Origin of the sequence: Lacticaseibacillus salsurae (assembly GCF_045862175.1) — a bacterium.
GTDB classification, from domain to species: domain Bacteria; phylum Bacillota; class Bacilli; order Lactobacillales; family Lactobacillaceae; genus Lacticaseibacillus; species Lacticaseibacillus salsurae.
This window is the reverse complement of record NZ_BAAFZI010000062.1, coordinates 1-10,759: the sequence shown is the minus strand read 5'-3', so window position 1 is coordinate 10,759 and position 10,759 is coordinate 1. Positions and strand designations below refer to the sequence as shown.

Annotated in this window: 12 protein-coding genes and 2 pseudogenes; 5 read left to right on the top strand and 9 right to left on the bottom strand. The window is 51.2% G+C overall.

Going from position 1 to position 10,759, the window contains the following annotated elements:
• Positions 1–253: transposase (locus tag ACKTSG_RS12340; protein ID WP_407895191.1), on the top strand; the 253-nt coding region annotated here is incomplete at its 5' end.
• A 445-nt stretch (positions 254–698) separates the two neighbouring features.
• Here the strand turns inward: ACKTSG_RS12340 and nrdF are convergent.
• The 9 genes from nrdF to ACKTSG_RS12295 form a co-directional block, all read right to left on the bottom strand.
• Positions 699–1,649, bottom strand: coding sequence for a class 1b ribonucleoside-diphosphate reductase subunit beta (nrdF, locus tag ACKTSG_RS12335; protein ID WP_152164928.1), 951 nt, complete (start codon positions 1,647–1,649; stop codon positions 699–701).
• 41 nt (positions 1,650–1,690) lie between these two features.
• A complete protein-coding gene (locus tag ACKTSG_RS12330) occupies positions 1,691–2,608 on the bottom strand; it encodes a ribonucleotide-diphosphate reductase subunit beta (protein WP_407895189.1) in 918 nt (305 codons plus the stop codon).
• A gap of 169 nt (positions 2,609–2,777) precedes the next feature.
• Positions 2,778–4,922: a class 1b ribonucleoside-diphosphate reductase subunit alpha gene (gene nrdE, locus ACKTSG_RS12325; RefSeq protein ID WP_407895188.1), complete on the bottom strand. Its 2,145-nt coding sequence runs from the start codon at positions 4,920–4,922 to the stop codon at positions 2,778–2,780.
• Between the two features lie 42 nt (positions 4,923–4,964).
• Positions 4,965–5,438, bottom strand: a complete 474-nt coding sequence (locus tag ACKTSG_RS12320; RefSeq protein ID WP_054719084.1) for a class Ib ribonucleoside-diphosphate reductase assembly flavoprotein NrdI — start codon at positions 5,436–5,438, stop codon at positions 4,965–4,967.
• A 183-nt stretch (positions 5,439–5,621) separates the two neighbouring features.
• Positions 5,622–6,464, bottom strand: a complete 843-nt coding sequence (locus tag ACKTSG_RS12315; protein WP_407895186.1) for a DegV family protein — start codon at positions 6,462–6,464, stop codon at positions 5,622–5,624.
• A gap of 55 nt (positions 6,465–6,519) precedes the next feature.
• On the bottom strand, positions 6,520–7,290 hold the full coding sequence (locus ACKTSG_RS12310; RefSeq protein WP_164509913.1) for a LysR family transcriptional regulator: 771 nt from the start codon (positions 7,288–7,290) through the stop codon (positions 6,520–6,522).
• 100 nt (positions 7,291–7,390) lie between these two features.
• Positions 7,391–7,579 (bottom strand): hypothetical protein, encoded by a 189-nt coding sequence (locus ACKTSG_RS12305; RefSeq protein ID WP_407895192.1) that lies wholly within the window; start codon positions 7,577–7,579, stop codon positions 7,391–7,393.
• 29 nt (positions 7,580–7,608) lie between these two features.
• On the bottom strand, positions 7,609–7,893 hold the full coding sequence (locus tag ACKTSG_RS12300) for a BRCT domain-containing protein (protein WP_407895184.1): 285 nt from the start codon (positions 7,891–7,893) through the stop codon (positions 7,609–7,611).
• Positions 7,894–7,898: 5 nt separating this feature from the next.
• The gene (locus tag ACKTSG_RS12295) at positions 7,899–8,549 is read right to left on the bottom strand and encodes a recombinase family protein (RefSeq protein ID WP_003586220.1); all 651 of its coding nucleotides are present in this window, start codon (positions 8,547–8,549) and stop codon (positions 7,899–7,901) included.
• A 177-nt stretch (positions 8,550–8,726) separates the two neighbouring features.
• On the opposite strand from ACKTSG_RS12295, the gene ACKTSG_RS12290 reads away from it, so the two are divergent.
• The 4 genes and pseudogenes from ACKTSG_RS12290 to ACKTSG_RS12275 form a co-directional block, all read left to right on the top strand.
• A complete protein-coding gene (locus ACKTSG_RS12290; protein ID WP_407895181.1) occupies positions 8,727–9,050 on the top strand; it encodes an AbrB/MazE/SpoVT family DNA-binding domain-containing protein in 324 nt (107 codons plus the stop codon).
• Positions 9,040–9,327, top strand: coding sequence for a type II toxin-antitoxin system RelE/ParE family toxin (locus ACKTSG_RS12285; protein ID WP_054719993.1), 288 nt, complete (start codon positions 9,040–9,042; stop codon positions 9,325–9,327). Before ACKTSG_RS12290 ends, ACKTSG_RS12285 begins: the two co-directional genes overlap by 11 nt.
• Positions 9,328–9,330: 3 nt before the next feature.
• A pseudogene (locus ACKTSG_RS12280) lies at positions 9,331–10,583 on the top strand (ISL3 family transposase); the annotation flags it as partial.
• Positions 10,582–10,759 (top strand): annotated as a pseudogene (locus ACKTSG_RS12275) (ISLre2-like element ISLca4 family transposase); the annotation flags it as partial. The pseudogenes ACKTSG_RS12280 and ACKTSG_RS12275, both read left to right, overlap by 2 nt.

Genomic DNA, 10,759 nt, shown 5'->3' with positions numbered 1-10,759 from the left:
CTCAACTTTTGCACGGAACACTGCACGAGCCTTGATCACCGGTATTGCCTATAACCTGGTTCAGCTCTTTAAACAGCTCTTTGTCTCGGAAGACCGTCGTTCAACCATCTCCTCGCTACGGTTCAGTCTCTTTCACATCGCCGGTAAGATTACTTGGCACGCCCGTCGTGTGGTGATTCATCTTGCTTCTAACTATGTTTACAAGAACTGGTTTAGTCGGCTCATGGACGAAGTCCATCAGTTGGCGACCTGAACTGAATAACTGAATAGGTCGTGCGTCGAGCCGAAAACTGGGTCGGTCTGTTCGTGGTGCATCGATCACCAACTTCTCCGCTCAGTCAGTATTCGCAACGCTCCAAACGTTGCTTTCAGACCGGCCAGATGCGATTTCATGTCCCAAATACCGAGGTGAATAATCCAGGTTAAAGTGTGCTGTGAAGCCATCGGTCAAGGTAGCCCTAATGGTACTTTGACTAGCCTTACACGTAGCGTTGCACACCCGCGCAGCGACTACACTCCGATAAAAACTAAGCGGAAACTCCCTTTCTGCAGGGTTCCCCCAAGGCCTGAAGCAAGGGCAGCGCCGCGGTAGCAGTTTTTACTCACCTTAGATTAGGTGAGTTTTTTTGTTGCAGCGGCAAACGCCCTACACACATCAGATTGTTGTCTGATGTGTGTAAGGCGTTGGGGTGAATCACTTAGAAGTCATAGTCGCTTTCTTGCATCGATTCTGCGGTGCCCATGAGGTAGCCGGCACCGACTTGAGAGAAGAAATCGTGGTTGGCGGTTTCTGTGGAGATGCCGTTCATGACGATCGGGTCGATGTCTTCGATCGCGGCGTGCTCGAAGCGGGCAGGGAAGCCCATGTTCTGCAGGGACTTGTTGGCGTTATAGCGCACGAATTGTTTGACCTCATCGGCCAGCCCGATCGGCGCGTATAAGGCGTCGCTAAAGGCGAATTCGTTTTCGAGCAAGTCGTCGAGTAGGTCGTCCATCCAGGCTTTGAAGGTCTTCTTCTGGGCATCGGGGAGCTCGTTGAAGCCGAGTTGGAACTTGTAGCCGAGGTAGGTGCCGTGGACGGATTCATCGCGGATGACCAGCTTGATGATCTCCGAGAGGTTGGCGAGCTTGTTGTTGCCGCGGTACCACAGCGGGGTGAAGAAGTTGGTGTAATACAAGATCCCTTCTAGGAAAACGCTGGCGACTTTCTTCTCGATATTGTTACCGGTCTGGTAGATCTCATTGATCACACGCGCCTTGTATTGCATGCGCGGGTCGTTGTTCATCCAGTCATAGACGGCATTGATAGTTTTCTGGTCGTTCAAAGAGATCAGGATGGTGCCATAGCTTTTGGCGTGGATAGATTCCATCATCAAGAAGTCGTTGATGACGGCGGCTTCTTTGCGCGTGCGGGCGTCTTCGCGCATGACGTTGACGCCTTCTTCCGATTGCAAGGTGTCCAGCAGTGCCAGGCCACCGACGGCTTTGTTGATAACGTCTTTCTCGGTTGGAGAAAGTGTCCGCCATGTCGCGAGGTCGTGAGAAACTGGGACGCGGGTGTCTAGCCAGAACTGGGCGGTGGCTTTGTCCCATACATATTCATCGAATTCGTCTTCGATGGTGTTCCAATTAACGGTTGTGAATGTCATTGCTTACTTCCTTTTCTGCGTGTGGTGAGTGCGCTGGCGGATCAGAAATCGTAGTCTTCTTCCATCATCGCTTCCGTCGCGTCGACGTCGACTATCTGCTCATGGGCAACAGGCGTTAGCACGCGCTGGCGCGTTGTTTCGACTAACGCCGCGAGTGGCGTGTCGGCGACTTCACCTAGGGGCAAGTCTAACAATGAATTGGCGTGATGCAGGCCCAGCATCAGCGCGTCGTCATCGGCGTGCGGGTCAAGTGCTGTCGACCAGGTACGCTCCCATTCGGCCAGTGCTTGTTCTAGCGCCTGGATGGCGGCTGAAGCGGCGGTTTGTTCGGCGGCGGGTAATGCAGCGAGATTCTGGCGCCATTTGTAGCCTATATAGTTGACGAATATCAAGCTACCAGCCAAGATATTCGTCAGCATCCTAGCGACGTTCGGCAAGGTGGTGACGGCCAATACCGGCGCTAGGCGGTTGTACAGCAGCTCGGTTTCGATCAGGATGAAGGCGGCTTGACGGACCGGTGCAACCGGGCTTTGGATCGCGTCATCGAGCTTGGTCAGTGCCGCTTGCGTTGCCGCGTCGTTGTCTGCCCAAGCGAAGAATGATGCCGCATTGTCGTCTTCGCCTAATCCGCGAAAGATCGTGGTGTAGCCTTTGGTGTGGACAGACTCCATGAAGGTCATGATGTTGAGCACGGCTTCTTCTTGTTGCGTCCGGCGGCACGAGCGCAGCGCTGGTGCACAGCGCTCGGATTGATATGCCGCCAACAAGCTGGCAGACGCTAAGGCGCGGCCGATCTTGGTCTGCGTCGTGGGGTCCAGCGCGGCCCATGCCGCTTGGTCTTCGGTGATCGGGACGCGGATGTCGAGCCAGAAGTTGTTGGTGAGCTGTTCCCAGATCATCGCATCAAATTCGTCTTCAGTCTCGTCCCAGTTGATCGCTTTATAATATAGATATGCCATGTTTCTCCCTCGTGATGGTATCGTTCTTGTGTTGGTGGGCTATTGTGGGTTCGGCGAGTGGCGCGGCGCGGGTGCGGCTAGCTACGCTATCGTACTCGAGGCCAAGACCACCTCAAGTGCGACAGCTAGGCTACCCGACCCGCTAAGTGCGCGCCACTCCGATCTGGGGTCAGATCATGCATGATTCGCATTCGTTGGCTGTCTTGATCTCGTCGTCTTCAGTGAACGTGCGGATGTAATACAGCGACTTGATGCCTTTTGTCCAGGCGTAATTGCGCAGGCGGTTGAGGTCGCGCGTCGTCATCTTAGGCTGCTCTGGGGTCTTCCATTCGTATAAGCCCACCGGCAGGACCGAGCGCATGAACAGCGTGAGGCTCATGCCTTGGTCGATATGCTTCTGGGCGGCGGCATAGGTGTCGATGATCTTACGCTGGTCGATGTCGTAGGCCGGCGTGTAGTATGGCAGCGTTTCGTTGGACAGGTAAGGTGCCGGATAGAAAATCGACCCGACTTTGCTTTCTTGGCGTTGTTCGACCAGTTGGGTGATCGGTTGTAGCGATGCGCTAGTCTCGTTGATATAGGAGATCGAGCCGTTGGGTGCGACCGCCAGCCGGTTGCGGTGATACAGGCCGGTGGTGGTAACGGCCCGTTTCAAGGCTTGCCAGTCTGCGACAGTCGGGAGCCCTAGCTGAGCAAAAATGGCGCGGTTCTTCGCGCTGGTCAGCGTAAATTCGCCAGTCAGGTACTGATCGAAGTAACTACCGTCTGCGTATCGCGACTGCGCGAAGCCTTCGAAGCTTTCGCCGCGTTCTTGAGCGATGTGATTGGAAGCCAGCAAGGAGTAGTAGTTCAAGGCGATGAAGTACGCCTCGGTGAATTCGAGGGCCTCTGGTGACCCGTATTCGATCGCGTGGCACGCCAGCGCCGTATGTAGGCCCATGGCGCCGAGCCCGATTGTGTGGAAGCGGCGGTTAGAGGCGTTGACCGTCGGGACTTCTTTGATGTCGGTGGTATCGACCACCGTCGTCAAGGCGCGCACCGCAGTCTCTACGGAACGCCTGAAGTCTGGTGACGCCAACATGTTGACGATGTTGGTGGAGCCGAGGTTGCAGGCGACATCGGCGCCGACTTGAGCATAGGACAGATCATCGTTCAAGACGGAAGGCGCATGTGGCTGCAAGATCTCGCTACACAGGTTACTCATGATGATCTTGCCAGGCACCGGGTTGGTGCGGTTGGCCGTGTCGATGTTGAGGATATAAGGATAGCCAGATTCCTGTTGGAGGCGGGACAGCTCTTGCTCTAACTCGCGGGCGTTGATCGTGGTTTTGCGGATGGTAGGGTCGGCGACCAGGTTGTCGTATTCTGCGGTGAGGTCGATATAGGAGAAGGGCTTGTTGTATCGGCGTTGAACGTCACGCGGTGAGAACAGGTACATCGGGGCGTTGGTCTTGAGCAACTCGTAGTATTTGTCAGGCACGACGACGCCTAGCGATAGCGTCTTCACGCGGATCTTCTCGTCGGCATTCTCACGCTTGGTGGCCAGAAACGCCATGATGTCCGGATGGAAAACGTTCAGGTACACCACGCCGGCCCCGTTGCGTTGGCCGAGTTGGTTGGAATAGCTGAAAGCATCTTCCAGCAACTTCATGATCGGTACCACGCCAGAAGAAGCGTTCTCGATGTCTTTGATCGGTTCACCAGCCGCGCGGATGTTAGAGAGGTTGACGCCGACGCCACCGCCGATGCGTGACAGTTGCAAGGCGGAGTTGACGGCGCGGCCGATCGACAGCATCGAGTCGTTGACGTCGATCAAGAAACAAGACACCATCTGGCCGCGCCGCTTGCGTCCGGCATTGAGAAAGGTCGGCGTCGCCGGTTGATAGCGTTGGGTGATGATCTCTTCAGCGACCGCCGAAGCGAGTTGCTCGTCACCGGCGCCGAGGTATAGCGCATTGAAAACGACACGTTGGCTGAAGTTCTCGAGGTACTGGGTGCCATCATTGGTTTTCTGCGCGTATTGGGCATAGAACTTGTAGGCCCCCATGAAACTTCGAAAGTGAAACTGCTTGGCTGCGACACGATCGAATAAGGTCTTCACGAAGTCGCGGGTGTATTGGGCCAAGATGGTGTCGTCGATATAGTCGTTGTCGACGAGATAGGTCAGATAGTCATCGAGTGAGGCGAAGGGTACGGTATGCGGGGTGATCTCTTCGTCGAGGAACGTATGTAATGCCTCTTGGTCGTATTGGAGCTGGATCTGGCCATCAACAGGGATGTTGACCAGGTTGTTGAGATAGAAGTAGTCTTTCATGAAATATCCTTTCGTTGCGAAGCGTCGTCGTTGCCACTGTACTCAGGCTTCTGGGTTGGGCCAGGCGGCACTGGGCGTTGGTTGCGCATAGGCGAGCAGCATCTGCCCAATGCGAACGATGTCGTTTTCGCTACCGCGCAGCTCGAATTCAGTCAGGTAAGGGAAGCCGAAGCGCTGGGCGTATTGCTTGGCGGTCAAGGCGAACTGCTTGTTGAAGTTGCGGTTACCACTACCGATGATACCGACGCAGCGCTTATAGTTGTCGGCATAGACCAGATAGTCGGCCAAGATTCCAGTCAGGATCTCGGTGTAGCCGTTGTTGACCCCATTGCCGCCTTTGAGAAAAGCCGGTAGAAACGAGACGAATGGTGCGTCTAGGGGCTTCGGGTCTGGGGTGGCTTTGACGTTGATGGCGTGGACGCATACGTCTAATGTGGCTAAATGCTGGGTCAAGCGCTCGACGAAGTTAGTGGTGTTCCCGCTGAGGCTGATATACAATATATTGAGATGTTTCAATGAATTTCACCGCCAATGTCTATATGTTGTGGTTGGGTAATAATCATAGCACAGTATATAGTGCAATTTGAACAAGGAATCCTTGTGCGTTGATGTGGTGATCCTTGTGCTTTCGTGGCGCTCGGCTGACTTAGGGTAAAAAAACGGGCATGCCCCGTGATGGGCATGCCTGTTGGCTGTGGTTCAGTCGGTGTAATACATCACGGCAAAGGCGCCTTCGCCTGTGTGCGTGGCGATGACCGGCGATGTCGCCTGCACGACGATCGGCAGGGCTGGTAGCGCTTGGCGCAGACGCGTTGCCAACGACTGTGGATACTCGGCGCTGCCGGCGTATGAGATGCCGACGGCGGCGAGGCGGTCACATTGGGTGAGCTTGGTCAGCAAATCGTCGGCGAAGCGATGGATGGTTTTGATGCCGCGGCCTTTCTGGCGGACGCTGAGCTGGCCATCGGCGACTTCTAAAATGACCTTGATGTTGAGCAGTGACCCGATGGCCCCTGTGGCGCGGCTGAGACGGCCGCCTTTGACGAGGTTGTCCAGCGTCGCGACGGCTAGCATCACCTTGGTCCGGGCGCGCACCACCGTCATCCGGGCGAGGAGCTCAGGCATAGCGGCCCCTTGTTCGATCAGCTTGGCGGCTTCGATCAGCTGGAAGCTCAAGGCCCGGTCGAGGAAGTCAGAATCGATCACCGTCACCTGCCCGTCGGCCAGCTCGGCGGCTTGGTGGGCGGCGTTGACCGTGCCAGACAAGGCCGCCAGCATGTGCACAGACAGCACCTCGCTACCGTCGGCGCATAGTTCGTTGTAGACGTCGAGGAAGCGGCCGATCGGCGGCTGCGAAGTCTTAGGCAATGCCGAAGCTTCCGCCATCTTAGCCATGAATTCGCCGCGGCTGATGGTTTCGCCATCGGTGTAGATGGTGTTGTCGATCATCACAGTGAGTGGGACGACGGTGATGTGATACTTGGCGATTTCTTCATCAGTCAGTTGCACAGAGGAGTCGGTCACGAGCTTGATATTCGTCATGTATATACCTTTCTTCTGGTTTCCGGAACCAGCTGTCATATTTATGGATATTGTATCATGTCGTAACGCTTTCGTACAGAGAGGAGGCGCTTCGTACAAAGGTCGCGTAGGGGATCTTGAATCGCTGATGTGGCGTGGTGCGCATCAAGTCATCGCGGGCCATCAGGTAATCTGGTAGTAACGCGATCCCCTGACCTGCTTGGATTAGGTGGATAATACTGTCCCATGAATCGATTTCTTGAACCTGTGACAAGTCTTGGTGGAGGTAGCGAAGCGTTTGTGCCCGAAACGGGCAGTGCTGGTCACTGTTGATCAGAAAACGGTGGGCCTCGAGTGGCCGGTTCGCGCTGATCAGAAACGAAGCAGGGAGGAATGCGCGTGCGATCTGCTGGTAGCCAGTGTGCGCGAAGTTCGCATAGGTGACGACCAGCTCAGCTGCGTCTTGCGGTAAATCAAGGAACTCTGTAGAAGTTAATAGTGCGAAGGTATCATGGGCTAGCGAGTATTCTCCTTGCTGGATGACGAGAAGATCAAAAAGCAACTTCGACATCGCGATACGTCTTTTGTGCACAGGGGCGTGCATTTGTTGCCGGATGTCATCGGTCAGTTGGGTCACCGTCTGGGCGTATGCATAGAACTGAGTACCGTTTTGCGTCGGGGTAAGGCCGCGATGATCTCGGGTAAATAAGCGCACCCCGAATTCAGATTCGATATGCTTGAGGCGCACCGTCATGTTCGATTGCGCGAAGCCCAGTGATTTAGCCGCTTGGTTAAGAGAGCGTAGTTGATATAGTCTGATGAATATCTCTAAGTCTTGCAGTTGCATAGCGCATCCTCTCAAAAAAATTTTGAGACAGTGGCTAACTTGATTCTAAAATGCGCGATGTATTTTTTAGTCTGGTTATTAGCTTTTATGTTTGATCTGCTTATTTCTGATCGCAAACACCCACAACTGCGAGTAAATCCTTTTTGAAGTCGTTGACTGTCAACAATACATTTATTTCCACATTGACATTGACAGAGCCAAAGCGCGTTTCCATTAGAACTGCTTCCCCAAAAAAAATGACTGTGAGTCGTCCAAACGTTTGATTGGCCAAATCGATACGCTTTTGCATACTAATCTCCCCGTTTGATAAGCAGGTACTTAAAGAGTTGTTCTCAATTGATCTAATCGCCATTGGCACCATGAAATAAAGGCTAATTCGTCAATCTTTGGAATGCCATAGGTTCTAGCATACGTTAACTTTTGAGTGGTAAGTAGTTGATCATAGGGTTTGCTAATAATACCAACCACAAGGATATCGACATTTTTGCCAATCCCGTTGACAGGTTTTGCTCCTAGAATAGTTGCTAACTGTTGTGCCTGGGAACGACGAAAAGATCGCAAACGGCCGGTAAAGAGAATTCGTTTGCCCCTTAAATCTATCATGATGTTTACCTCTCACTAGGGGGAACGTTTGCTAGATCTTCTGCCTGATACTTTTCGATGCGATATAAGGTTACTGGTGCAATACCTAACATGCGAGCAATTTGTCGCTTGGTCAGAGTTTCATCTCCGTCTTTCTTCCTATTTAAAAGGCGACAGGCTTCTTTATAAATATAGCGTTTTTGACGATTAGGTGAATGAGGACCATATTCGCGAATTTTGCCCTTATATTTGCCCTGGCGTTTGGCAATTTCTATGCCTTGTTGTTGTCGTATCTTAATAGTTTCGCGCTCTTCTTGAGCAATATACTTATATAGTTCGACAATAATTGTCGTAATCAAGTTACGAAGGTTAGGATCTTCAATACTTGCAAAGCTAGGCAGATTTAGAACATTCAATTGAGCTCCACGATGGCGAATGGTTTCGATGATGTCAGTCAAATCATGAGAATTGCGACCAAGTCGATCAAGGCTCAATACCACTACTTCATCATCATCACGAATATAATCTAACATTGCTTTTAGTTGAGGACGATCGGCATTTTTACCTGAAAGCTTCTCTTGAAAGATTTTATTAACACCGGCATCATGTAGCTGCTCAATTTGACGTGCAAGATTTTGATCACGCGTACTAACACGCGCATAACCGATTTTAGCCAATTCTAGGTTGCCTCCGGGTCACTTATATGTAACTAATAATACTCCCTTCTCACTTTAGTTACAATAGGGTACACCCTAATGGAACATATATTGGGACGTTAAAACAAGTAATTATTCTGTACAAACTAAGGAAAGTGCCCTATAATATAATTACAGGATAATTACAGGAGGAAAACCATGCAAACTAAAACAAGAAAACAAGGCAACTCGCTCACACTGACGGTTCCAAAGGAGTACAATATTGCGCCAGGACGGAAGGTTGTCCCCGAACTAAGAGCCGATGGAATCTTTTACCGGTTCGTGGATAATGAAGATAATTTCCTCGATTTTTCTACTGATATTCTCAAGTCTTTAGTATCTCAAGGATTATCTGGTGATGAATTAGTCAGCGAGTTTAATCGGCAAAAGCACGCCATTTCAGAATCGTTAAAGAATTTAGCCACAGATGATGACACGTCGTCCCTTTCTCGTAAAGAGTTGGAGGAAGAAATTGGCCTGTGATATTCAACTCAAGAATGCGGTTATACGCTACCTAAAGAAAATTAAAGAGAGGAAGCTTAAAGAAAGATTCGTTGATCTGATCTATACGACTATTGCAGATGATCCAGAATCTGGTGACGCGAAAACTGGCGATCTCTCAGGAATATACACCATGGGGTTTAGGTATCAAAAGACTGAGTACCGCGTTGCATATATGATCAGTCCTCCAACAACAGTCATTGTGCTGTTGGCTGGATCCCATGAGGATTTCTATACTTCATTGAAAAGGCAGTTGTAATGTATTAGCTGCTTAGTTAAAACTAGCAGTCAGTTAGGCACCACTCATAGCTCAACGACCCGACCAGCCCAGGCACTACACCGCAAAACCAGCGACGAATACCGCGGCCGCGGTATTCGTCGCAAGAGGTATCAGGTCATTCACGCAGAACTAACTTACTTTCTGTAACGTTGTCCCTATTGTGGAATGGCGACATTGCGGCGCAATGGGCACATTCGTACTCATATTCACGTTAATGGCCCAACAGACCAGCCAGTACTCCTAGAGCTCGATAAGCAGCGTTGGCGCTGCGGTAATTGTAAATCCACTCTGACTGCCACCACCTCGGTAGTTAAGCCCAAGTATTCAATCTCAAATGGCCTAGTTGAGTATGCCTTAAAGCTCGCAATGAAATCGACTACTAGTAAGAGCATTGCCTCAATCACTGGCATTTCGACCACGACCGTTGGACGCATCCTTGATGATAATATCAATCCGCGACCGCTCAACTATCTCCCAACCAACCTTTGTTTCGATGAGTTCCGCTCAACTCACTCACAAATGGCCTTTATCTGTATCGACGTTGATACACACAAACCTGTGACTGTGCTTGGTGATCGGCTCTCAGACACCATCAAAAAATTCTTCGAGGAAAACTACTCTAGAGACGAAAGAGCGAAGGTGAAGCATATCTGTATGGATATGAACGCTGTGTATCAGAACTTTGTTCACGAGCTCTTCCCTAACGCCGAGATTGTCATCGACCGTTTCATATCATTCAACTGCTAGGTCGAGCGATGGACCAGATGCGCGTTCAAGCGCTACGGCAAATCAAGGATAAACATTCTCAAGTGTACAAGGCGTTAAAACCAAACTGGAAAATCTACCATAAAGCCGATCCAGACGCCAAAACTAAACATTACCGCTTCGGCATAAACGAAAGCCTGACCGACCAAGAACTCATCGATATTGGCATCACGCCTTTCCTAAACTTACACAATGCTTATGAGACCTATATCGACATTCACGATGCTTTACTTAATTCACAAACAGAGCGCCTGAGTAACCTCATCAAGACCTACAGGTCGTGCGGTGAGCCAATGGACATCGCCATTGCCACACTAAGGAAAAACCTCAAAAGGGTTTTGAATGCTTCGCAAACCAGGCTTTCAAATGGCCCGCTAGAAGGCATCAATCGTAAGATCAAAGCGCTAAAGCGTAGCTGTTATGGATTCGCCAATCAAGAGCGGATGTTTGAACGGATCTACCAACTGATACGTGCTAGACGGCTACCACCTGAATCGCAAGCTCAAGGAGCGGTTCAGCATGATGCCACGTGATCTGCAAGACCTACTCCGCAAGTCAGTTTGGACTGGCAACAAGGCCAGAACAGAGATGGTCTTGGATACCGCGGAAAGCATGGTTCAAGACACCGATTCAGGGGACTCAATGC